Genomic DNA, 23861 nt, shown 5'->3' with positions numbered 1-23861 from the left:
CGAAAAGCACGACCACGTTTTTTCTACGTGGTAACGCCCAAATTATTTTTTATCTTTTGGTAGATCTTCTTGAAATGCTGAAGGCAAAATATCTGGAATTAGTTTAATTAAAAGTGGTAATAGCAAAGCGCCACCCGGAAGTAAAAACACTGCCAATGAAGGAATTGCTTTGCAAATATCTAATAATTGAACTTTAATTTTCTCTTTTTCTTCTTCTGATAAATTAGAATGTGTAGCCTTTTTAATTAATGAAACCGCTTCTTTACTTTGCTTTAATTCTTGTGCAAGTCTTAGCTTATTTCTATAAAGCAATGTTTTAATTTCTTCAATACTATTCATTATAATTTCCTTCTCTTTCTTTCGGTTTTTAAAAGATTTAACTCTCTACTTGTTTGTCCTGCAACAGATGTGTTTTCTTCTGCTCTTCTTATTAAATAAGGCATAACATCCCTTACTGGTCCAAAGGGTAAGTATTTTGCTACATTATAACCTTTGCTGGCTAAATTATAGCTAATATGATCGCTCATACCAAATAATTGTCCAAACCAAAGGCGATTATCATTTTCTTTAATATTGTATTTTTTTGCTAAATCCATTAATAAATAAGAACTATCTTCATTATGAGTACCTGCAAATAAAGCCATTTTTGGATGTTCCATCATATATTTTATGGCTGCATCATAATTTGTATCTGTAGCATTTTTGTCTTTACAAATTGGTGATGGATATCCTTTTTCTTCAGCTCTTTCTCGTTCTTTCTCCATATAAGCTCCTCTTACAATCTTCATTCCTATATAAAAACCTTTTTCCTTTGCCTTTTTATGCAAAGCTTTTAAATAATCCATTCTATCGTGTTTATACATTTGCAATGTATTAAATACAATAGCTTTTTCTTTATTGTAGATTTTCATTAACTCTTCAATCAACTCATCTGCAGCTTTTTGCATCCAACTTTCTTCAGAATCAATTAACAAAGGAACATCATTTTTTAATGCGACTTCACATACTTTGTGAAAACGTGCTACTACTCTATTCCATTCTTCTTGTTCTTCGTTTGTTAAATCTTTTCCTTCAGTTAATTTTTGAAATAATCCAAAACGTCCAAAACCAGAAGGTTTAAAAACAGCAAATGGAATAGATTGTTTTTCTTCACAAAAAGTAATAATTCTTAAAATTTTTTCTAAAGCACCATCAAAGCTAGCTTCTTCTTCTTTACCTTCTACAGAATAGTCTAAAACACTATGTACATTTCCATTATTATACATATTATCAATAATTGGCAAACAATCATCTTCTGTTACGCCACCACAAAAATGATCGAAAACAGTTGAACGAATTAAACCTTCTATTGGCAAATGTGCTTTTAAAGCAAAATTGGTTACAGCGCTTCCTATTTTTACCATTGGCTCATTTTGTATCATTCTAAACAAAAAATAAGCACGTTCTAATTGAGAATCTGATTTTAAAGCAAAAGCTACTTCGGTATTATCAAAAAGTTTCATAGAATATCATTTTATCTATAACAAATATAGTTATAGAATAGTAATAATTGAATAATTTATTTTTAATTTGCATACTTAATAATTTATCAATGAAATCCATTCAAGCTGTCACGTATCCTGTTCATTTTCAAGACAAAGCATACAAAGAACTTTCTAATTTAGTTGAGGCTAATAACTATTCTACCATCTTTATTTTGGTTGATGAGAATACTATTGAGCTTTGTTACCCTAAATTTATTCAAAATTTAGCTACAGATAAACGTATTGAAGTTATAGAAATTGAATCTGGCGAGATTAATAAAAATTTAGAAACTTGTATTGGTGTTTGGAATGCTATAACTGAATTAGGTGGAGATAGAAAAAGTTTACTCATCACATTAGGTGGTGGAGTAATTACTGATTTGGGTGGTTTTGTTGCTTCTTGTTTTAAACGTGGAGTCGATTTTGTAAATATTCCTACAACTTTATTATCTATGGTTGATGCTTCTGTTGGAGGAAAAACTGGAGTTGATTTAGGGGTGTTAAAAAATCAAATTGGGTTGTTTGCAAACCCAGAGATGGTAATTGTAGATACCAATTATTTAACGACAGTTACAGACAGAGAAATTAAATCTGGAACCGCAGAAATTATTAAATATGGCATTACTTACGACATTAAACTATTTAATGAAATAAAGAACAATAAAGAATTAAAAATCAGTGATTTAATATTTCGTTCAATAGAAATAAAAAATGAAGTTGTATTACAAGATCCTAAAGAACAAAACTTACGTAAAATTTTAAATTTCGGACATACTTTAGGACACGCAATTGAGTCTTTTTATTTAGAATCTGAAGATAAAGAGAACCTAACACATGGAGAAGCAATTGCTATCGGAATGGTTTGTGAAAGTTTTATGTCTTCTAAATTATTAGGATTTCCATTAGAAAAAGTTGGTGAAATTAAAGATGTTGTTTTATCAATTTATAATAGAACAAATCTTTTAAAAGAAGATTTTTCTGACATTATGGAGTTATTAAAACACGATAAGAAAAATGTAAACGGACAAGTAAACTTTGTTTTATTAAACGATTACGAAGATCATAAAATAGATTGTAAAGTACCTGAAGAGTTGATTATTGAAAGTATGGAGTTTTATAATCTACAAGATATTTAGATTGCTTCGCTTTTAGATACAAGAATCAAGACGAAACATAAAAGGCTTCCATATACTTAAATGTGGAAGCCTTTTTTAATGTATATTGTTTATTAAAACTCTCTCTTTCCAAATTCACTATCAATAAATTTCGATTTATTTTTAGCAGCATTAAAAGTATAAGATAGATTTAACGAAACTGCATCAACTTCATATACATAGTTTGTAGTTGTATAAAATTGATTTGGTCTTGATGTTGTAATGCGTTGTTCATTAGTTTTAAAAAGTCCCATATCAATATTTTGCCATTGTAAAGTTGCTGTTAAACGATCTTCCATAAACTTTTTTCTGAACGTTAAGTTTGGTGAGTAAAAACGAGAATCTTCTCCCATAGCTGTATTTCTATCAGACAAATAATTAAAAGTAAACTGCAAAGAAGCATTCTCCCAGAAATTATATGTAGAATTTAAATTGAAAGAATAAATTGTTGATTTAGAATCAATGTCATAATTTCTTTCAATTCCATCTCTATGCCTAAAGTTTAAAACTCCATCAATTGCATAATTATACACATTTACACCTATAAAATTACTCCAATTATTTGTTGGTTTTATCGTTGCTCCAACTTCTAAACCAATAGAATTACTCTTACCAACATTAGAATATACTCTATTAATAATACTATCTATAACTTGTCCATTAGATTGATATGCCAAAGTATTTACACGATTGATAACATTATCTACATGTCTAAAATAAGCGGTTGCATAAATAGAATTCCCTCCTTTTAATTTCTTAGTAATTCCTAATTCTACTAAATCTATAAATTCTGGTAATAAAGTATTGTCTCCTTGTTCAAAAACTTCAGAATGCTCACGTTCTGCAAAACTATTCATTTTAAAAGTTGTAGTTCTTTCTACTCTTTTACTATATGCAGTTTTAATATTTGTTTTATCATTTATTTTAAATTGTAAAGACGCTGAAGGGAATAACTTTACAAAATCGTAATTGTATACGTTTTCTGTAGTTTCGCTTTGTAAAGCTTCTTTATAAACTCTATCCATAGATTCTAAACGAACACCAGCATTATAATCCCATTTACTTTTAGAACCAGTAATTTGCGCATAACCAGAATGGATTTTTCTTTTTAAGCTAACATCACTAGAAAATTCTGGAACTTGTACACCATCTCTTTCATATACAAACTTACCTGTATGATCTAAATCTCTATACTGATAACCAGTTTCTAAACTACCAAAAGAAAAAGGTTTCCATTGATAATCTAAGTTAAAACGAGTTCCGTATAAAGGATTATCATTTGTATTATATTCTTTTTGATACACAATATTATTATCAGGATGACCTAAATTATCATTCTCTGTTGGTCCTCCTAAAAAAGTGTATTCATATAAAATTGAAGTCGATATTTTAGATTTATTATCAAATTGATGAGAATAATCAAAACTACCTAAAGCAAAATCTCCTTTTCTAATTCTTAAATTATGATTGTAATATGCAAACGTATAATCATGATTTGCACCACCAATTGGAGAAATTGAATGATTATCATAATAAACAATATCTGCTAAACGCTCTTTTGTTCGTTTTCCAGCAAAAAATCCTAAAGAATAAGTATCTGATTTGTTTGGCGTATAATCAACATTAAATCGTCCATTATAAGTAACTTCATCAAAACTACGTTCTCCATCAGAAGGTAAAAAAGTTGTTTTATTTTCTGAAGCATTCACAATATACATATCTCCTTCCCTTCTACCCGATTTATCGTTTCTCTGATAACTTGCTCCAACTGAGAAATTCCAATTGTCAGTTCTTTTATTGATTGTTGCATCAATTCCATATCTTTTTGCTGCAACTTTAGTATCATAGTCTTCTATCGAAGGAAATCCTCCACGAAAATTCACTTGAGCAAAAGTTCCATTAATTGCTCCTTTTTTAGTGATAATATTTAAAATCCCACCTTTTCCTTCAGGATCATATTTAGCAGAAGGCGCTGTGATTAACTCTACACTTTCTAAAGCATTTGCAGGTAATTGTGCTAAAACAGTACTAGCATCTCCTTGAGTTGGTTTACCGTTTATTAAAACTGTAAAACCTTTACTTCCTCTAACACTAATATCTCCTAAACCATCAATAGTTACAGAAGGTAAATTTTTAACAACATCTACAGCATTACCACCAACAGTACTTTGGTATTTTTTTGTATCAAAAACTTGTCTGTCAATTTTATGTAAAACGGCGTGTTTCTCTGTTCTAACAACAACTTCGTTTAATTGATTTCCTGAACCTAAAACTAGTTTAATAATTCCTAAATCTTTTTTTACTCCTTTTTTATCAATTACAACTGACTTAATTGTGTAAAGTTTATATCCTAAAAAAGAAGTTTCTAAATAATAATTTCCTGGTTTTACATCAGAAAATGAAAAAACACCCTCTTTATTTGTTATAGTACCAACGACTAATTTTTTATTTAAGGTTTTGTAAATTGCTACACTTGCGTATTCTAGAGGATAATTATCTTCATTATCAACAACTTTTCCAGTTAATTGAGCTGTAGTAATATGACAGATTGTAAAAGTCAAAAATAAAAATATGCTTTTTATTAATTTCATCGAAATAGGTTTTATCTAAAATTTAAGTTGGTAAAATTACATTTATTCAGCTTATTAGACTAAATATAATAATAAGGTTTATTAGCTAGAAAACTATTATTGATATCAAAAAAAAATCCTTCTAAATAGAAGGATTTTATATATAATTTAAGGAAATTGTTAAACTTTTTTCACTTTAACAGCGTTCATACCACGCATTCCTCTTTCTAATTCGAAAGAAACTTTATCGTTTTCAGTAATTTCATCAATTAAACCACTAACATGTGTAAAGTATTTTTCGTTGTTTTCTAAATCTATAATAAAACCAAAACCTTTCGAAGAATCAAAGAAAGATACTTTTCCTTTTCTAACAGGATCTTCTTCTGGTAAATCTTCTTTTTTGGTTACTGAAATTTGAATGTCTTCTAATTCATATTCCACTTTTAAATCTGGATCTGGTGGAGTGTCAGTTAAGTTTCCATTATGATCTACATATGCAAACTGAATTCCTGTTGAACCTTTTTCTTCTTTTTCGGCCTTTCTAGCCTCCATTTTTTTCTGCTTGTCTAAACGTTTTTTTAAACGTTTCTTTTCTTTTTCACTTTTACTAAATGTTTGTTGCGATTTTGCCATTAAAAATATAAGAGTTTTTTAAATTAATATTTCTGATAAGATAAAAATACCTAACTGAAAATTCAAAATCAAACTAACGCTAACTAGTGTATTGAGTGGAGTGTATTCTTTCTTAATGCTACAAAGATAGTATTTCTAAATGATATTTATAAATTTTTAACATCTAAAGGTTAAAGTAGTATGTATGTTTAAACTTTTTCTAATAGTAAATTAGGATATATTTTATTAAATCAAAAAAAACTAAACACATAACAGTCACTAATTATAATTTTATTTTAATTAAAAATCAATCATTTTCTTCTAAAGTAAAAAAATCGTTTACAGAAATACCAAATACTTTAGATAGCTTTAAAGCTAAAACTGTTGAAGGTACATATCTACTTTTTTCTATAGAGTTAATGGTTTGTCTTGAAACACCAATAGCTTTCGCTAAATCATCTTGCGTTAAATCCAAAATTGCACGTTGAACTTTTAAGGTGTTTTTCATACTATTTACTCGCCCTAATAAATTCTATAATTAGACAAGTTTACTTTACTTTTTTAAATTATACAAGGTTTTTTTGTACATTTAAATTATCTAACCTTTTAACGAAACACAATGAAAGAAAACACAAACAAACCTGCAACATCATTTTGGGTAATTGGTATAATTGCTCTAATTTGGAATTTAATGGGAGTTATGGCTTATTTAGGTCAAGCTTTTATGACAGACGATATGAAAGCTGCTTTACCAGAAGATCAGCAAGCTTTATATGAAAATATACCTACTTGGGTAACAGCCGCATTTGCAATTGCAGTTTGGGGTGGATTATTAGCTTGTATTCTGCTTTTAATGAGAAAAGCTATGGCTAAATCTATTTTTGTTATTTCCTTAATAGGAATTATAGTACAAATGGTTTATAATTTCTTTATTAGCGGAGCTATGGATGTTTATGGACCACTAGAAATGATAATGCCACTTATGGTATTAGTTATTGGAGTATTTTTAGTTTGGTACTCTAAAAAATGTGCTGATGATGGTATTCTATCTTAGAATAATAATATAAAAAGAGCTACATTTTGTAGCTCTTTTTTATTCAAATAAAGCTGCAATAAATTCTGCAACACAAGCAGGTTTATCTTGTCTTTTTATTTCAATAGTACAAGAAAAGGTAACTTTTATGCCATTATTTGCAATTTCTTCTATTTCCTTTACAACAGTAATCATTCTTAATTGACTATTTACAGGAACAGGATTTGGAAAACGAACTTTATTTAATCCGTAATTCAATCCCATTTTTACACTTTTAATAGTAAAAGCTTCTTCTAATAATTTAGAAATCATTGCTACTGACATAAAACCATGTGCAACTGTACTTCTAAAAGGACTTTCTTTGGCTGCTCTCTTTTCATCAACATGAATCCATTGTTTATCTAAAGTAGCATTTGCAAAATCATTAATCATCTCTTGTGTAATTGTATACCAATCTCCAACAGGTAACTGTGCTCCTTTTATCTTTCTAAAATCTTCGAAATCAATAAATTCTAATGCTTTCATATTTTAGTTTTTAGTAAATAAATCGTCTTTTATTTTGGGCAATTGTAAATGAAATTTTACTGCAATCACTCTAATAACAACAATAACAGATGCTGAAATTACAAAAATTATATTTTCTGGAGCATTAAAATAGTTCAATGTTAAATAGGTTATTCCTCCTGCTAAACATGCAGAAGCATAAATTTCCTTTTCAAATATTAATGGAATTTTATTGGTTAAAACATCACGTAAAACTCCACCAAAAACTGCAGAAATCATACCCATTATTAAAGCAATAATTGGATGTAAATTAAAAGACAAACCTTTTTCTAATCCTAACAAAGTAAAAACACTAATACCAATGGTATCAAACAAAAACATAGTTTTACTTAAATGTGCAATCTTACTTTTAAACAAAAAAGTAAAAATAACTGCAGCAAGAATTGTGTATAAATAATTCAAATCTCCAATCCAATTTATTGGATGTGCATTCATTAAAACATCACGCAACATTCCTCCTCCAACTGCTGTAACAAAGGCTATAATTAAAACTCCAAATAAATCAAATTTTTTATCTGAAGCTACTAAAGCTCCACTAATTGCAAAAGCAAAGGTTCCTAAAATATCCAAAACATAAATGAGATCCATTTATATCAATTTAAAATTATTAAAAGACTTTAGACTGTAACTTGAGAAAACTTTATATTCAATTCTTTCTGAATTTCATGAATTTTAGAAATTTCTGAAGGCAAAATAAACGCAAGTGAAACACCTGTTTTTCCTGCTCTTGCAGTTCTTCCACTTCTGTGTGTATAATATTCTAATTGTTCTGGCAATTGATGATGAATTACAAACTCTAATCCACTCACATCAATTCCACGTGCAGAAACATCTGTAGAAACTAAATACTGTAAATTTTCTTTCTTAAAAGCACGCATTACTTTATCACGTTCTTTTTGTTGCATATCACCTTCTAATGCTGCTGTAGAAAAACCTTCTTCTATTAAAAATGTAGCCAAGTTTTGTGCACCTGCTTTTGTTCTGCAAAAAATAATTCCTCTTTGGTCTTGTCTTTTTTCTAAAAATGTAACAATATCGTCTGCTTTTTCTTTTAAAGTAGTTTTTGCAAAATGATGACGAATATTAGCATTTACCAAAGCGTTTTTGTTAACTTCTATTCTTGGAGCATTCGCATCCATATATGTCTTAACAATTCTTTTAATTTCTTCTGGCATTGTTGCAGAAAACAACCATGTTTTTCTATCAGATTTTGTAGTGAATTTTAAGATTCTATTTAAATCTTGTTTAAAACCCATACTTAACATTTCATCAGCTTCATCTAAAACAACAGTTTTAACATGACTAATGTCTACACTTCCTCTTTCTATTAAATCTATTAATCTACCAGGAGTTGCAACTACAATATGAGTTGTTCTCTTTAAATTATTCATTTGCCTGTCAATTTTTTCTCCACCAAAAACAGCTTCAACAAAAATTTTATCATCACTATATTTTGTGAATTTAAATAGTTGTTTTTTTATTTGCTGAACTAATTCTCTTGTAGGTGATAATATTAAAGCTTGAATATTATCTGAACTAGCATCTATATGATGTAAAACAGGCAAACCAAAAGCTGCAGTTTTACCAGTACCTGTTTGAGCTAAACCAATAAAATCAGTAGCAGAACCCAATAAAACAGGTATAGCTTTTTCTTGAATTTCTGAAGGTGTAGAAATCCCTAATTCTTTAATTGCTTTAATATAATCTTTATGAATCCCTAATGTAGAAAAAGTTGACATTTTGTATCTTAATTTTGTGCAAAGATACTTTTATTTAAGAGCTTGTAATACTTTTAAAACATTTTCTCTAATTCTTGTAGGCTTAAAGGTTTTTGAATCTAACATTACCCAAATTGTTTTGGCTTTTACCAATAAAAGATCTTCTTTATAAAACTCCATAAATCGAACAGATGTAATTCCTTGTGTTTCACCAACCCAGGTTTTTACCGTAATTTCATCTCCTAAAACAGCTTGTTTCAAATAATCTATTTCATGTCTCTTTACTACCCAAACATATTGTGGTAATGGATTTTCTTTAGTTAAATGATTCCAATGAGTAGTTGCTATTTTATCCATCCACTTTACATAGACTAAATTATTTACATGTTGCAAAGCGTCTATATCTTCTTTAGAAACTTTTATGGTTAAGGAAAAAATGTTTTTCAATTATAGTGATTTTTATAAATTAATGTACAGAAAAAAGATTTCTCAATCGCTTAAAAAAGCTCATTTCGAAATGACATTACTACTGGAAACTTTTAAACTTTTAAACTTTTAAACTTTTAAACTAGATTATAGATTCACCATTTAAGTTAGTCGTTAAGACATCACTAAACAGGTTAAAAAAAGGACGTAAAGCTTTAAAACTTTTGTCTAATTCTTCTAAAAATGTTGGAGAAAGCACTTCTGCATCTGTAAAATTTCTTACAGCAATAAAACCTTTTTTACGCAATAAATCGATGTCTTTGTGTTCTTTATCAAAACCTCTTGGAGCAGATTTTAATTCGTCTCCACCAAATTTACCTCCAAAGTATTTTATATACTCTTTGTCTTCTAATATTTCTCTAAATTCAGTTGCATCTTGTTCTATTTCTTTTCTAATTCTTTGTAAATCGTGTTTTTCTGGTTGCCAAAAACCACCACCTAACAAAGTTTCTCCTGGTTTTATTTGTAAGAAATAACCACCTCTCAGATGCTTTCCTAATCTAGAAAAAGAAACTGCAAACCTAGGGTTATAAGGCGTTTTGTCTTTAGAAAAACGAACATCTCTATAAATTCTATAGATTTTCATTTTTTCTATTTCATCATGCATTTCTAAATTCGATTGCATTTCTAAAAATACATCTTTCACTTCTTTTTGAATTTCTACAAATTTTGGTTTGTGTTCTGTAAACCATTCTCTATTATTGTTTTTTTGTAAATTTTTTAAAAATTGAAAACTGTTTTTCTGAAATTGCATTCTGATATTTTTTAGATTTTCAATGTACAAATTATTCTATAAATGAAAATTATAAATCCGTAAATTTGACATTTAAAATGCATCAACAAAACAAAGATTTACAAAAACATTATGAAGGATTTCTACAAACCAATTGTTTGTGGAAAGACAATGTTGTTTATGAAATTCTTCAATTTGATATTGAAACAAAATCGACTAAAATTGATATAGACATCAATGAAAAACTACGTTTAGGAAAATATATTGAACGTTTGGTTTCTTTTCAGCTAGAACAAGAAAAAGATATTTCTATTCTATCTGAAAACATTCAAATTCAGAAAGAAAAAATTACTTTAGGAGAACTAGATTGTATCATTAAAAGAGAAGAAAAACCAATTCATTTAGAAGTGATTTACAAATTCTACTTATATGATTCTTCTGTTGGAAACACTGAAATTGAACACTTTATTGGTCCAAACAGAAAAGATTCTTTAGTAGAAAAACTTACTAAATTAAAAGAAAAACAACTGCCTCTTCTCTACTCTAATGAATGTAAAAGTTTTTTAAAAACCATCAATTTAACTTCTAATAAAATTGAACAACAAGTATATTTTAAAGGACAATTATTTGTTCCGTTTTCTAGTAAAAGTTTACAATTAGAAACTTTAAACCAAGATTGTATTGTTGGGTTTTACATCAACCAAAAAGAACTTTTAGAATTTAAAAATTGTAAATTTTATATTCCTAATAAAAAAGGTTGGATTGTAATTCCGCATAAAAATGTAAACTGGTTGAATTATGAGAACTTTCAAATTCTTGCCCAAGATTACATCCAAAGAAAAAGCGCTCCACTTTGCTGGATGAAAAAGCAAAATGGAACACTTATAAAAATATTTTTAGTTTGGTGGTAATTTAATTTCTATCAACAATATCACCAGAACCAACAGATTTACTATCTACATGTGTAGGATTTCCTTTGTAATATACACTTCCAGAACCTACTAATTTTGCCTTAATTTTAGATTTTACTGTTGTTTTTATACTTCCAGAACCTGCAACATTTGCATAAACTTCATCCGTTTCTAAACCATAAGCTCTTACACTTCCAGAACCTGCAATAGAACACGTTAACTCATTAGAATTCCCTTCTAAATTAATGTTACCAGAACCACCAATAGACGCTTTAATTTCATCTGCTTCTACTTTTAAAGTAATATCTCCAGAACCTCCTAAACTTGCTTTAAAATCATTTGCTTTAATAATAGAATTACAAGTAATTTTTCCAGAACCCGCTAACGCAACACTTTCTATAGTTTTATAAGGTACAGTTACTGTTAATCTTCTTGTAGTTCTAATATTTGTATTTTTCTTGAACTTAATTTTTAAAATGTCGCCAGAAACTTCTGTTTCTATATAAGGTATAATATTTTCTTCTCCTTCAATAGTGATCTTTCCTTCTTTTCCTTTTACAAGAATTACATCAAAAGAACCACCAACAGAAACTGCATCATAATCAGAAGTTGTTCTATTTACTGTAACTACATTTCCATTACCTTTTATTTTTTTATTGCTAAACCAATCTTGCCCATTTACAGCAAAAGTTAAGGTTAAAATCAAACTCGTTAAAAGTATTTTTTTATTCATAATAGTGTTATTTGGTTGTTATTTTTTTTAGTTTTCTTTGATACTTACACCTCCATATTGAGATCTAATTTTAATTTTAGAATTGGTATTTCCTTTTCCGAATTTACCCTGATAATATTTTTTTGTGGGTTTAGAAATGCTTTTAAAGAATTCCATTCTATCATCATCTCTACTAAAACCTGCATATTGTAAATCTAATTCAAACTCAAAAACTGCATTTGGATCTACACCAATTCTTATACCTGCATATTCTCCATCAATATCTACAGTTTCAAAACCTTTGGCTAAATTTTGAACTTTTAAAGAACCATAATCTGTTTCTATGGTTAAATTTTTATGAATAGTTCCAAATTTCATAGATAAGTAATCAGAATTTCCTTTAATATTTATAGCTTCATCAATTGTAATTGAGCCATAATCGCTGTTAAAACTAACAGTTCCTGCTTTTTCTAACTTTAAAGTTGAGTAATCTGTATTTGCTCTAATTTTCTCTGAATTTTCTATAGTTAATTTCGAATAATCAATATTTACATCTCCATTTTTCATGTAATTTATACTTGAACTCGAAGAATAATCTAAATTGATATTATTGTTAGATGAGTTTAATTCTCCAATAGAAATTTTACCATAATCGCAATTAATATCTGCGCTACCATCTAATTCATCTAAATAAATATTACCATAATCATTATCTAAATCTACAGAATTAGACCTTGGCATTTTTACATCATAATTAATTTTATAATTCACATTATTGCTCTTTTTCCACCAAGACCAACTGCTTTTATTATTCTCAAAAATGGTTTCTGCTTCTACTAAAGAAGAAGTTGCATTAAAAACAACATCAATAATAGATAGTTTGTTTTCAACATCATCTAAATCATCACCTTTTACAGTAATTGTAACTTCAATTTCTACACTATTTTTGTTCCAAGTTGTAATGTTTAAATTTCCATATCTGTTATCTAAAGATACTTTTGCATCTGCATTTACAGCATATTTTTTCTTTATAACTCTACTTTTTTCGTGCTTTTTTGGTCCATCTGTAGCCATTGTTATCAGTGGAATTAAGATAAAAAGGAGTGTAATTTTATATATAGACTTCATTGTTTAAAATATTAGGATTCTTTGCTTGTTCAATTTGTTTTAATGTACTTTCTAAAATGTCTAAACGCTGTTGGTAATTTCTAATCATTGCGTTTATAATTTTTCTTTGTTGTCCGTTTTCTGTTAGTTCTTTTACAAAAACTTTGTATTCGTCTTCTAACTCTTCTAATTCTTCTAAAGCATTTTCTATAATACTTTCTGTGTCTAAACTTCTGTTTTTTTCTAAAGTTTTTAATTCTTGATGAATGGTAGAAACAAAGTACGTTTGTACTTCTTCCATTTTTGGTGATACATCTGCCAAATCTAACTGACTTTTTTGATGATTACTCCCCAACCAAAAACCAAATATTAGAACTACAGATGCTGCTGCAGACAGCCATTTCCAAGAAGTTCTGTTCACTTTCTTTGGCTGATTTAGTTTGCGTTCAAAACGTTCTAAATGACCAGAATGTGGTTCTTGAAAATCGAATTCATTTTCAGAAAAAAATTGATGTAATTTATCTTCCATACGCTTGTGATTCTATATTTTCTGCAAGTAAAACTTGCTTTAATTTCTTTTTTGCTCTAGAAACTGTTGTTCTAACATTTTCGTTTGTATAGTCCAAAATCTGAGCTATTTCTTCATAATCATAACCTTCAATTAAATGTAAGGTTAAAACCAATCTGTAATTTTCTTTTAAACTTTGTAAACAATTCAACACACTTTTTGCTTTTAAACCAGCATAATCAATTGCTTCATCTTCTACTTCATCATTAGGAATCACTTCCATTTTTACTTCTTGATATCGGTTGTTTTTCTTTAATTGTGTTAAACTTTTATTGATAACTATTCTTTTTAACCACGCTCCAAAAGTTACTTCGCCTTTATACGAGTCCATTTTTGTAAAAACCGTTAAAAACGCTTCTTGCATAATATCTTCTGCCTCAAAATTATCTTTTAAAATACGATATGCAGTATTATACATGGCTTTGTAATAAGCTTTGTATAAATCTAACTGCGCGTTTTTATCCGACTTTTTGCAGCGTTCTATAAGTTTGGTTATATGTGGTTGATTAGCTTCCAATAAAACGTTTCTATATTATAGACAAAACTGTTTTTAATTTGTGACAGTTTGTTGAAATAAAAATAACATTTTTAAAAAGAAACTATTAAATAAGATTTAATTAAAGTTGAATTACTGCCTTAACTTTTTATAAAACTTAAAATTTGATACAAGCTAAGTTAATCTTTTTAGATAAAATAAAGATTTAAGATACTTGTAATATTTTTTTAAATGAATTTTCATCTTACTTTTGAATAAATTATAATAAAAAATTGGCAGAAAAAAACAAAAAACCTTGGCCAACCAAAAAGGCAATGGAACAAGTATATAAAATGAATCTTTGGGGATCTAATAATTCTAAATTTTATTCGGGAGATGGTTCTCATCAACCAAAAATTGTAAAACCATATATTGAAGTTGTTACCTCATTTTTAAAATCATTTAAATCACCAATTTCTGTACTAGACTTAGGTTGTGGAGATTTTAATATTGGTAAACATTTTATAGATTTTACAAAAAATTATGTTGCAGTAGATATTGTAGAAAATCTAATTGATTATAATAAGAATGTTTTTAATGCAGCTAATTTAGATTTCTTATGTTTAGATATTGCTAAAGACCATTTACCTGCTGCAGATTGTATAATTGTTAGACAAGTTTTACAACATTTATCGAATGCAGAAGTACAAAAAGTTACAGAAAAATTCATCAATTATAAATATGTAATTCTTACTGAACATCTACCAAATGGAGATTTCACACCAAACAAAGACATTATTTCTGGACAAGGAATTCGTATAAAAAAACAAAGCGGAATCAATCTTTTAAAAGCACCTTTTCACTTAAAAATAAAAGGAGAAAAACAACTTTTAACTCATACTTTAGAAAAGAACCAAGGTATAATTACAACCATAATTTATAATTTATAATATAATTCTTCTTTTTTAAACTTTTCATTTTCTATTCTTTTTTTATTTAACTCTACTCCTTCATAACTTATTAAATTAAAGAAATTATGTGTTAAAGAAATATAGTTAATAGTATAATAAACATCATCTTCAGTAAAAATATGATTACCAAAATTATCAGTTATTTTTTGAGTAGAAAAGTTTACTTCAGTATTTCCATTTAAATATTTTTCTACAAGAATATTGTTTATCATAATTTTATCCTCTTTTGATAAATTTGAAAACGTGTAATTAAATAAAAACAAACTATTTTTATGAAAATGCAATGATAATTCTGCAGAATAACCACCAACAATAGTTTTAAAAAGTAGAATTATAGAATTAGACAAATATTTTTTTATATATACTTCATTATTAGGTATATTTTTCTTTACCTTTTTAAGACTACTACCAAAATTTAATTTATTTATATAACAAACTTCTTTATTTGTAGATACACCTTGTTTATTGTTACATTGTATTTGTAAATTAGAGTAATAAGCTATGTTTTTATATTTTCTAAGAATATGTCTAAAATAATTATCATCATACTTTATATCTAAGTAGTTCCTGGAAAACACAACAGTTATTATTTTTTTTATGATAAAAGAGGACTTCATATACATGAATATTAATAATTTATAAAAAACTGAAATCCCCCCTCAGAAATCACATCGTAAAGTAGTCAAAAGAATAGTTAAACGGTAATATATTTTTATAATAAAGTTTTTAAATTAATAAACTTAGTATTAGTACTACTAAAATGTTAATATATAAACCTTGGCACAACAATTGTTTTTATAGTGTTGATGATTGGATAATTGTTTTACAACTAACTAATTATCAGTAAATTAAAATTATAACATTGATATTGATTTTAGAGTTTTAAAAAATCAATGTCAGTATGACAGAGATATAGCACATGAGCAAACCAAAAATAATGCATTTAGACAATTTGTCGCTTCATAGTATGTTAAATGAAGATTCGGAATTAATTCCTTTAATGACGCCAGAAGACGAGGAAATTATTAACAAGGAAAGTGTTCCAGAAGTTTTGGCAATTTTACCTTTAAGAAATACCGTTTTGTTTCCAGGAGTTGTAATTCCTATTACTGCTGGTAGAGACACTTCTATTCAGTTAATTAAAGATGCAAACAAAGGAGATAAAGTTATTGGAGTTGTTGCACAAAAAAATGAAGATGTTGAAGAACCAGGTTTAAAGGATATTCATACAACTGGTGTCGTTGCACAAATTTTACGTGTTTTAAAAATGCCTGATGGTAATACAACAGTAATTATTCAAGGTAAAAAACGTTTCGAAATTGATGCAGTAATTCAAGACAAACCCTATTTAAAAGCAACTGTAAAAGAAGCTGTAGATGATAGAAGTGCAGAAAACGAAAAAGAGTTTAATGCCATTATAGATTCTATTAAAGAACAAGCTTTAGAGGTAATTAAGGAAAACCCTATGTTGCCTAGCGAAGCTTCTTTTGCAATAAAAAACATAAAATCAAATTCGTTTTTAGTGAATTTTATTTCATCTAATATGGATTTATCTGTAGCCAACAAACAAGTAATTTTAGAAAAAGACAATCTAAAAGAACGTGCTTTATTAGCGTTAAAAAACTTAAACAAAGAGCTTCAGAAATTAAAATTACGTAATGATATTCAGTCTAAAACTCGCGAAGATTTAGACCAACAACAACGTGAGTATTATTTACATCAGCAATTAAAAACCATTCAAGAAGAATTGGGTGGCGCTTCTAATGATGAAGAGTTAGAAGAAATGCGTGTAAAAGCAAAAACTAAAAAGTGGAGTAAAGAAGTTGGTGAAACGTTTGAAAAAGAAATCAATCGTTTAAAAAGAATGAATCCACAAGCTGCTGAATATGGTGTTCAGAGAAGCTATTTAGAATTGTTATTAGAATTACCTTGGGGAATTTACTCTGAAGATAAATTCGACTTAAAACACGCAACTAAAGTTTTAGACAGAGATCACTTTGGTTTAGAAAAAGTAAAAGAAAGAATCATAGAACATTTAGCCGTTTTAAAGCTAAAAGGAGATATGAAATCTCCAATAATCTGTTTATACGGACCTCCAGGAGTTGGTAAAACTTCTTTAGGAAAATCGGTTGCAGAATCTTTAGGACGTAAATATGTACGTATGTCTTTAGGTGGTTTGCGAGATGAAGCAGAAATTAGAGGACACAGAAAAACGTATATTGGAGCAATGCCTGGGCGTTTAATTCAGAATCTGAAGAAAGCAGGAACTTCAAATCCAGTTTTTGTTTTAGATGAAATAGACAAATTAGGCCAAAGTCATCAAGGAGATCCATCTTCTGCTATGTTAGAAGTTTTAGATCCTGAGCAAAACGAAGAATTTTACGACAACTATTTAGAAGTTGGTTACGATTTATCTAAAGTACTTTTTATTGCAACAGCAAACAACTTAGGACAAATTCCTTGGGCTTTACGAGATAGAATGGAAATTATAAATGTTAGTGGTTATACAATTGAAGAAAAATTAGAAATTGCTAAAAGACATTTATTACCAAAACAATTAAAAGAACATGGTTTATCTAACGAACATTTAAAGTTAGGTAAAAAACAATTAGAAGTAATTGTAGAAGGTTACACAAGAGAATCTGGAGTAAGAGGTTTAGAAAAACAAATTGCAAAAGTGGTACGTTTTGCAGCAAAATCTATTGCGCTAGAAGAAGCATATGATATTGCAGTTTCTTCAGAAAAAGTAGAAGACATTTTAGGAACACCAAGATTTAGAGACAAGTTCGAAAACAATGATGTTGCCGGTGTAGTTACAGGTTTAGCTTGGACAAGTGTTGGTGGAGATATTTTATTTATAGAATCTATTTTATCTAAAGGAAAAGGAGCACTTTCTATTACAGGAAACTTAGGAACTGTAATGAAAGAATCTGCTACGATTGCCATGAAATACATAAAGTCGAATGCAGAAGCTTTTGGTATTAAACCAGAACTTTTAGAAAAATACGATGTTCATATTCACGTGCCAGAAGGTGCAACACCAAAAGACGGACCAAGTGCTGGTATTACTATGCTAACTTCTTTGGTTTCTTCTTATACACAACGTAAAATTAAAAACAAGTTGGCAATGACAGGCGAGATTACTTTACGTGGAAAAGTGTTGCCTGTTGGCGGAATTAAAGAAAAAATATTAGCTGCTAAAAGAGCTAATATTAAAGAAATAATTCTGTGTAAAGACAATGAAAAAGACATTTTAGAAATTAAAGAAAGTTACTTAAAAGGACTTAAATTTCATTATGTAACAGATATGCACGAAGTAATAGATATTGCACTTACAAAGCAAAAAGTTAAAAATGCTAAGAAATTAGCGTAACTAAAAAAGCCTCTCAATTTTGAGAGGCTTTTTTGTTTTTTAATCACAATATTCACAATCTGGTAAATTTAATTGTTGCTGCAATTGTTTATAATAAGCACATTGTTGCGCCAAAGCTTCAGTTTGCCCATTACATTTATAAGCATAAGCTGCCTGACATTGATAATTGTACTGATTATCTATATTAGCAGGTCTATTATATTCGCCACAAGCTTCAGTCTCTACAACAGCCTCTTCCTCTTCTATTCCAAATAATTCTTCACAACTAGATAATGATACAGAAATAAGTGCAAAGAATCCTAAAAGTAAAAGTTTAATTTTTTTCATGATATTTAGTTTTAAATTACATGTCAAATATATTTTAACATACAACTTAAAACCACCCCTAGAAATAGGTAAAATAAAAACACACTTCTTTTTTTGAAGCTATTTTCTGCTTTCCACTATATCTTTTTTTCGTTCTTCAAAAAAAGTTAAGAATATCAACAGTTATTCGAACGGTTTCAATCAGGGCTAAACTTGTTTGCTGGATTTATTTCAAATTATAGTATTTTTTACTAACTTAAAACGATTATAATGTTGTTATTATGACTTATAATCGACGTTAGTTAAATTACCTTTTTAACACCAAAAAGCTACCGTAAAAAAACTTATTTTTCAACAATTTAAATAGTTTATAAATTGTAAGTTACCTGTCTAACATAACTTCATGTATTTTATTTTTTTCTTTTAAGAGAAAATAATCATCAGTTTTAAAAAATTTACTATTAGTAATAACTATTTTTTATAAATGCTTTAAACTTGGTAAGATTTCCATTAAAAATATCAGCATCATCCGTTGCATTTACAATTTTATAATTATCAGTTTTTTGCCAAATTAAATAACCTTTCGTTTTCCAAGTATTTGGTAAATCTGGTTGTTTTTTGCCATTATAATCAGCAATCCAAAGTGGATATTTACTAAAAACTGAATTGTTTAAATAAGTGTTTCCACAATTAATATCCGTATAAATTATGGGTATAACGTTTCCCTTCTTCTCAACTTCTTTTATAAAGCTTAAAAGGTTTGTTTGTATGGTTTCAATAGATTGCGTTTTATCAATACCTGCCTCTTCAAAATCAATTATTGGAGGAATATCATTTGTTTCAAAACTATTTACTGTATTCAAATAAAAATTTGCTTGTGTTATTGGGTCATCTTGAGTTCTATAAAAATGATAAGCTCCTCTAATAAAACCTTTTTCTTTAATATCATTCCAATTCATTTTAAATTTAGGATCAATATAAGTTACTCCTTCTGTGGCTTTGCAAATAACAAACTGTAAACTATCTTTTCTTTTTATCAATAAATCAATTTCATTATTATTAAAATGAGAAATATCCACACCAAAAACAAAGGGTTTTTCTGGTTTTACAATGGTTAAAGGAACTTTTTTTTCTATTTCTTTTTTAGGTTTTTCCTTACATGACGTAAAACCTAAAAGCCCTATAAAAATTAACGAAAAATAATATCTTTTTATGATTAACATATACTTAGTTTATTTTAAATGAGTTTACTAACACCAAAACTAAATGTTTTTACTTCTAAAAAACAAGCGTATAAATACCTGTTTTTATTCATTACAAAACAATACTTAATAGTTATTCAGCCTTAAAAATGAGTATAAAAAAAACCTCTAATTCAACTGAATATATTTCAGTAATTAGAGGTTTTTTTATAATTAGTAACCTTTTATTAAAAATCAATACTTACTCCAACATAAGGTCTCACTTGGTTTATAGCTTTAAAAACGCCATTTTCATTTTCAGCAAAAGTCCATTGATAATCTACACCAGCTTCCATAAATCTATTTACTTTATAAGTTACCATTAAGTTTGCTAAAGATCTTTCATCTAAAGAAAAAGCATCTCCTAAATCATTTAAACCTGCTTTTACATAAGTACCTCTTGCTTTAAATTTACCTATTTGTTTAGTTTCTAAATCTAAACCTAAAATTGCTTTTCTACTATTTGGGTCATTTCCGTCTAAATCATCAGGAATTAATAATGAACCTCCAATTTTTATAGATTTTAAAATTTCTGCAGTTAACGTACCAAAGATACCTTGAGCTTTTGTTGCTGTTAATAATTCTTTTAATCTAGCATCTTTATTAATTTCGTAAGCAAAATTAAAAAACTGAGGTATATAATTATCTCCATACCATTGTCTTTCTATTCTTGCATTCATATACACAGTATTTGCAATAAATTTAAAATCAGCTTCAACACCAATTGCAAAACCAGTTCCTGCATTATAATTAGCAGTTGGGTTGTCTGAAGCTAACAAATTATTTTTAGACAATTTACTAAACTGTGCATCTAATCCTAAATTTAACATTTGTGTACGTATTAAACTTACACCAACATCAAAACTATTGGCTTTTATACCATCATTACTATATTTGGTTGTAATTTCTGTTGCTCCTACTTCTTGGTAATTATCATTATCAGAAACAGTACTCGCACCAATTTCCATTGATTTAATAATAGGAATTTCACTTTGTCCAAAAGGTTTTACAAAGGGTCTTATTCCTAACATTTTTGTAGATCCGTTAAAATTTAAATCACTATAAATAACTTCTATACCAAACATTTTTTTTACCAAAATAGAAGCACTTACTCCTATTTTTCTTCTTTCGAAAGAAGTTGCATTTGTGTAATTACCAATTAAAGATCCATAACCTAATTTTTCTCCTGTTAAATCACCAACTTTTACATAAACAGGATCTGTATTTTTATTTCCATATCTTAAAAAACGAATCATTCTTAAAATACCTGCTCCATGATTAAATTCTTCTGTTCTAATTTGCCCACTTTCCATATCAAAAAGTAAAGGAATGTCTAACCCAACACCTAATTTTCCAATGGTAAATTCTGGCTGAATTCTTAAACCAAAATAATTTTGACCATCAATATTTGTCAATCCTAAATTAGCATTAAAAATATTTGTATCATCAAAAGCACTTTCAAAAGCACTATTTAACAAATCGTCTTGCGCTTTTGTAAATTGAATTGTAGTAATGATAAATAAAATTATTAGTGTAATCTTTTTCATAAATAAAAATTAAATTTTTCACGAAAATAAATGTTAATTTTTAATTTATACTAATAGTCAAAATGTTTTTTTTGCCAATAATAAGAATAACAATGGGTTAACTATATACCTTTTTTGGTTTTGCGACTACTAAAGAAAAATATAGAATACTAATTCCAGATATTAAACAAATGACTATTGTTGTCCAATTTTGATACGAAGAAATACCAGTTGTATTTAAAACAAAAACTAAACTAATTGCCATAAATAAGATTCTAAAAATTTCTATGGTATTTGCCCAAGATTTTGACTCTAAAATTGCTCCCCAACTTATAATCATTGCAAAAACACCTAAAGACAATAATATTCTGTGCCAATAAATTAATGGTAGTTTAAGATTGATTGTGAAAAACAAGAATAAAATACCAATTCCTACCTGAGAAACTAAATAATTTTTAGATTTTTTCATTGGTTTACTTACAAATTTTGTTTGTTGAGATTTATTGTAACCAATTACATCATCTTCACTAAAATAAGGTTCTAAATCTCTTGGTCTCCAACCTAATGGCATAAACCAAATTCTAATTTTATCCCAAACGTAATTGGTTTCTTTTGCGTCATCCAAAAGTTGTTTCCAAAACTGAAAATTAATATGGATAGGGTTCCAAGTTCTTGGAGGATGCGTTACACCATAACAAACTTCTTCAACTTCTTCTTCAAAAGAACCAAACCATTTATCCCAAATAATTAAAAACTCAGAAAAATTCTTGTCTATATATTGTGGATTTACACCATGATGAACACGATGATGAGAAGGCGTTACAAAAAACTTTTCCCACCAACCCATTTTTTTAATAACAGCAGTATGATGCCAATAAGCAAGTAATAAATGTACAGCAGCCATAGAATATACAGCTTCTGGGCTAAAACCAATGAGAACTAAAATCCAATCAAAAAATAAAAACTGAAAAATACGTTGCGTAAAACTTGCTCTAATTCCTACAGAAAGATTCATTTCTTCTGATGAATGATGTGCCATATGTGCTGCCCAAAAAACATTTATAGTATGCCCAACTCTATGAAACCAATAAAAAACAAAATCTTGTAATAACAAAAGTATAATTAAAGTATACCAAACTATAGGAATTTCAAATGGTGTAATTTCGTACAACCAACCATACCATTTATACACAAAAAAAGCAACACCTAAATTAATACATTGATTTCCAATTCCTGTTCCTAAATTAGAAATAGTGTCTTGAAACGGATACTTTCCGTTTTTAACTCTAACACTATAAATTATTTCTAAAACTAAGAGTAAAACAACAATTGGTGTTATAAAAACATATACATTCATAAAAGTAATATTGAATTATTAGTGTTTAAAACTATTCAATTATACAATCAAGAATGTAGTAATAATAGGTTTTGTGGTAAAATTACCTCGATTTGTGGTGAATGAAACTTGTTATTGTAATTTTGATTTTATCTCGTTATAATATGTTTTTGAGATAGGAATTTTATCTTCTATATTCTTTAAATATAACGATGCTTTTTTTTGATTACCATCTATTGAATCAATTAAATAAGGATTAATCAAATAGCTTCTATGACATTTAATAAAACTTGGTAATTGATGAATTGCTTGAGATAAAGTACATCTTAAAAGTTTATTTTTAATTTCATTTTCTTCATTTTTATATTTTACTTCAATATAATTATTCGAAGATTTTATATAAAAAATATGACGATAATCAATATCTAAAAAATCTGATTTGTTATTTCCTTTTATAAAAACTTTATATTCATTTGGTAATTCATAAATTTCACCAAAATAAAAACGCAACCAACCAATTAATGGAATTAAAAGCACTCCAAAAGGAATTATAATTCTTAGTGTAAAAGACAAAAATTGATTCCAATTAAAAAACTGCTCTTTAATAATTGTTACATCATACCAATAAACACTTAATGAACTAAAAATAAATAAGAGAAGAAAAACAATTATTTCATTTTTAACACACCAAATTTGTTTGTTTTTAAAGAAATATGATTCTAAAAACAGGATAACTAGATAAGAAAACAAGATACAAATGCTATACCCTAAAACGATAAACTTGTTACTGTCATCAGTTTTAAAGGGTTCTAAAAATAAAATAATAAACGTCGTAATTGAAAATACAATTAGTGTAACTTTTATCTTTTTACTCCAGTCTTTTATATATTTATAATGTTTGTTGAACATTCTTTTTTTGTAGTTGTAAAGATTACAAAGTAT

25 protein-coding genes are annotated in these 23861 nt (G+C 27.7%); 5 read left to right on the top strand and 20 right to left on the bottom strand.

What is annotated here, in order from left to right:
- Positions 1 to 42 precede the first annotated feature (42 nt).
- Entirely contained in the window at positions 43 to 339 is a 297-nt protein-coding gene (locus PHEL85_RS01705) for an LETM1 domain-containing protein (RefSeq protein ID WP_036820228.1), read from the bottom strand.
- Positions 339 to 1502: a proline dehydrogenase family protein gene (locus PHEL85_RS01700; RefSeq protein WP_036820225.1), complete on the bottom strand. Its 1164-nt coding sequence runs from the start codon at positions 1500 to 1502 to the stop codon at positions 339 to 341. Before PHEL85_RS01700 ends, PHEL85_RS01705 begins: the two co-directional genes overlap by 1 nt.
- Before the next feature lie 89 nt (positions 1503 to 1591).
- Between PHEL85_RS01700 and aroB the strand changes: the two genes are divergently transcribed.
- Positions 1592 to 2659, top strand: coding sequence for a 3-dehydroquinate synthase (aroB, locus tag PHEL85_RS01695; RefSeq protein WP_036820222.1), 1068 nt, complete (start codon positions 1592 to 1594; stop codon positions 2657 to 2659).
- A 92-nt stretch (positions 2660 to 2751) separates the two neighbouring features.
- On the opposite strand, the gene PHEL85_RS01690 is transcribed toward aroB, so the two are convergent.
- The 3 genes from PHEL85_RS01690 to PHEL85_RS01680 all read right to left on the bottom strand — a co-directional run bounded on the left by PHEL85_RS01690 (position 2752) and on the right by PHEL85_RS01680 (position 6367).
- A complete protein-coding gene (locus PHEL85_RS01690) occupies positions 2752 to 5268 on the bottom strand; it encodes an outer membrane beta-barrel family protein (protein WP_036820220.1) in 2517 nt (838 codons plus the stop codon).
- Between the two features lie 159 nt (positions 5269 to 5427).
- Positions 5428 to 5880, bottom strand: a complete 453-nt coding sequence (locus PHEL85_RS01685; RefSeq protein ID WP_036820217.1) for a cold-shock protein — start codon at positions 5878 to 5880, stop codon at positions 5428 to 5430.
- A 286-nt stretch (positions 5881 to 6166) separates the two neighbouring features.
- Positions 6167 to 6367, bottom strand: a complete 201-nt coding sequence (locus PHEL85_RS01680; RefSeq protein WP_036820215.1) for a helix-turn-helix transcriptional regulator — start codon at positions 6365 to 6367, stop codon at positions 6167 to 6169.
- A gap of 111 nt (positions 6368 to 6478) precedes the next feature.
- On the opposite strand from PHEL85_RS01680, the gene PHEL85_RS01675 reads away from it, so the two are divergent.
- Positions 6479 to 6913, top strand: a complete 435-nt coding sequence (locus PHEL85_RS01675) for a hypothetical protein (RefSeq protein WP_036820212.1) — start codon at positions 6479 to 6481, stop codon at positions 6911 to 6913.
- A 39-nt stretch (positions 6914 to 6952) separates the two neighbouring features.
- Here the strand turns inward: PHEL85_RS01675 and PHEL85_RS01670 are convergent, their stop codons facing one another.
- From PHEL85_RS01670 to PHEL85_RS01650, 5 genes are all read right to left on the bottom strand, one after another.
- Positions 6953 to 7417 carry a MaoC family dehydratase gene (locus PHEL85_RS01670; protein WP_036820209.1) on the bottom strand — a complete coding sequence of 155 codons (465 nt, stop codon included), beginning with the start codon at positions 7415 to 7417 and terminating at the stop codon, positions 6953 to 6955.
- Positions 7418 to 7420: 3 nt separating this feature from the next.
- The gene (locus PHEL85_RS01665; protein WP_036820207.1) at positions 7421 to 8044 is read right to left on the bottom strand and encodes a trimeric intracellular cation channel family protein; all 624 of its coding nucleotides are present in this window, start codon (positions 8042 to 8044) and stop codon (positions 7421 to 7423) included.
- Between the two features lie 29 nt (positions 8045 to 8073).
- Complete coding sequence (locus PHEL85_RS01660; protein ID WP_036820205.1) at positions 8074 to 9195, bottom strand: DEAD/DEAH box helicase; 1122 nt, start codon at positions 9193 to 9195, stop codon at positions 8074 to 8076.
- Positions 9196 to 9225: 30 nt separating this feature from the next.
- Complete coding sequence (locus tag PHEL85_RS01655; protein ID WP_036820203.1) at positions 9226 to 9621, bottom strand: acyl-CoA thioesterase; 396 nt, start codon at positions 9619 to 9621, stop codon at positions 9226 to 9228.
- Between the two features lie 121 nt (positions 9622 to 9742).
- Positions 9743 to 10414, bottom strand: a complete 672-nt coding sequence (locus PHEL85_RS01650) for a DUF2461 domain-containing protein (RefSeq protein ID WP_036820200.1) — start codon at positions 10412 to 10414, stop codon at positions 9743 to 9745.
- 77 nt (positions 10415 to 10491) lie between these two features.
- On the opposite strand from PHEL85_RS01650, the gene PHEL85_RS01645 reads away from it, so the two are divergent.
- A complete protein-coding gene (locus PHEL85_RS01645; protein ID WP_036820198.1) occupies positions 10492 to 11304 on the top strand; it encodes a DUF1853 family protein in 813 nt (270 codons plus the stop codon).
- A 1-nt stretch (position 11305) separates the two neighbouring features.
- On the opposite strand, the gene PHEL85_RS01640 is transcribed toward PHEL85_RS01645, so the two are convergent.
- The 4 genes from PHEL85_RS01640 to PHEL85_RS01625 are packed head-to-tail and all read right to left on the bottom strand — an operon-like array spanning position 11306 to position 14208.
- Entirely contained in the window at positions 11306 to 12037 is a 732-nt protein-coding gene (locus PHEL85_RS01640) for a head GIN domain-containing protein (protein WP_036820194.1), read from the bottom strand.
- Positions 12038 to 12064: 27 nt separating this feature from the next.
- Entirely contained in the window at positions 12065 to 13144 is a 1080-nt protein-coding gene (locus tag PHEL85_RS01635) for a hypothetical protein (protein ID WP_036820191.1), read from the bottom strand.
- Positions 13128 to 13652 (bottom strand): hypothetical protein, encoded by a 525-nt coding sequence (locus PHEL85_RS01630; protein WP_036820188.1) that lies wholly within the window; start codon positions 13650 to 13652, stop codon positions 13128 to 13130. Before PHEL85_RS01630 ends, PHEL85_RS01635 begins: the two co-directional genes overlap by 17 nt.
- Positions 13642 to 14208: an RNA polymerase sigma factor gene (locus PHEL85_RS01625; RefSeq protein ID WP_036820186.1), complete on the bottom strand. Its 567-nt coding sequence runs from the start codon at positions 14206 to 14208 to the stop codon at positions 13642 to 13644. The genes PHEL85_RS01630 and PHEL85_RS01625 overlap by 11 nt, the downstream gene beginning before the upstream one ends.
- Before the next feature lie 293 nt (positions 14209 to 14501).
- Here PHEL85_RS01625 and PHEL85_RS01620 point away from each other — a divergent pair, with 293 nt between their 5' ends.
- The gene (locus PHEL85_RS01620) at positions 14502 to 15116 is read left to right on the top strand and encodes a class I SAM-dependent methyltransferase (RefSeq protein WP_052108474.1); all 615 of its coding nucleotides are present in this window, start codon (positions 14502 to 14504) and stop codon (positions 15114 to 15116) included.
- On the opposite strand, the gene PHEL85_RS01615 is transcribed toward PHEL85_RS01620, so the two are convergent.
- Positions 15104 to 15754, bottom strand: a complete 651-nt coding sequence (locus PHEL85_RS01615; protein WP_036820183.1) for a hypothetical protein — start codon at positions 15752 to 15754, stop codon at positions 15104 to 15106. The genes PHEL85_RS01620 and PHEL85_RS01615 overlap by 13 nt on opposite strands.
- 302 nt (positions 15755 to 16056) lie before the next feature.
- Between PHEL85_RS01615 and lon the strand changes: the two genes are divergently transcribed.
- On the top strand, positions 16057 to 18510 hold the full coding sequence (gene lon / locus PHEL85_RS01610) for an endopeptidase La (protein ID WP_036820180.1): 2454 nt from the start codon (positions 16057 to 16059) through the stop codon (positions 18508 to 18510).
- A gap of 39 nt (positions 18511 to 18549) precedes the next feature.
- On the opposite strand, the gene PHEL85_RS01605 is transcribed toward lon, so the two are convergent.
- The 5 genes from PHEL85_RS01605 to PHEL85_RS17200 form a co-directional block, all read right to left on the bottom strand.
- On the bottom strand, positions 18550 to 18837 hold the full coding sequence (locus tag PHEL85_RS01605; RefSeq protein WP_036820177.1) for a hypothetical protein: 288 nt from the start codon (positions 18835 to 18837) through the stop codon (positions 18550 to 18552).
- Positions 18838 to 19277: 440 nt separating this feature from the next.
- Positions 19278 to 20039 (bottom strand): GH25 family lysozyme, encoded by a 762-nt coding sequence (locus tag PHEL85_RS17205; protein WP_052108416.1) that lies wholly within the window; start codon positions 20037 to 20039, stop codon positions 19278 to 19280.
- A gap of 206 nt (positions 20040 to 20245) precedes the next feature.
- Positions 20246 to 21604, bottom strand: a complete 1359-nt coding sequence (locus PHEL85_RS01595; protein WP_036820174.1) for a hypothetical protein — start codon at positions 21602 to 21604, stop codon at positions 20246 to 20248.
- Positions 21605 to 21701: 97 nt separating this feature from the next.
- A complete protein-coding gene (locus tag PHEL85_RS01590; protein WP_036820171.1) occupies positions 21702 to 22940 on the bottom strand; it encodes a sterol desaturase family protein in 1239 nt (412 codons plus the stop codon).
- A 111-nt stretch (positions 22941 to 23051) separates the two neighbouring features.
- The gene (locus PHEL85_RS17200) at positions 23052 to 23828 is read right to left on the bottom strand and encodes a LytR/AlgR family response regulator transcription factor (protein WP_052108415.1); all 777 of its coding nucleotides are present in this window, start codon (positions 23826 to 23828) and stop codon (positions 23052 to 23054) included.
- Between the last annotated feature and the right edge of the window lie 33 nt (positions 23829 to 23861).

It is taken from the genome of Polaribacter sp. Hel1_85 (assembly GCF_000766795.1).
Taxonomy (GTDB): Bacteria; Bacteroidota; Bacteroidia; order Flavobacteriales; family Flavobacteriaceae; genus Polaribacter.
This window is presented reverse-complemented; position numbering and strand designations above follow the sequence as displayed.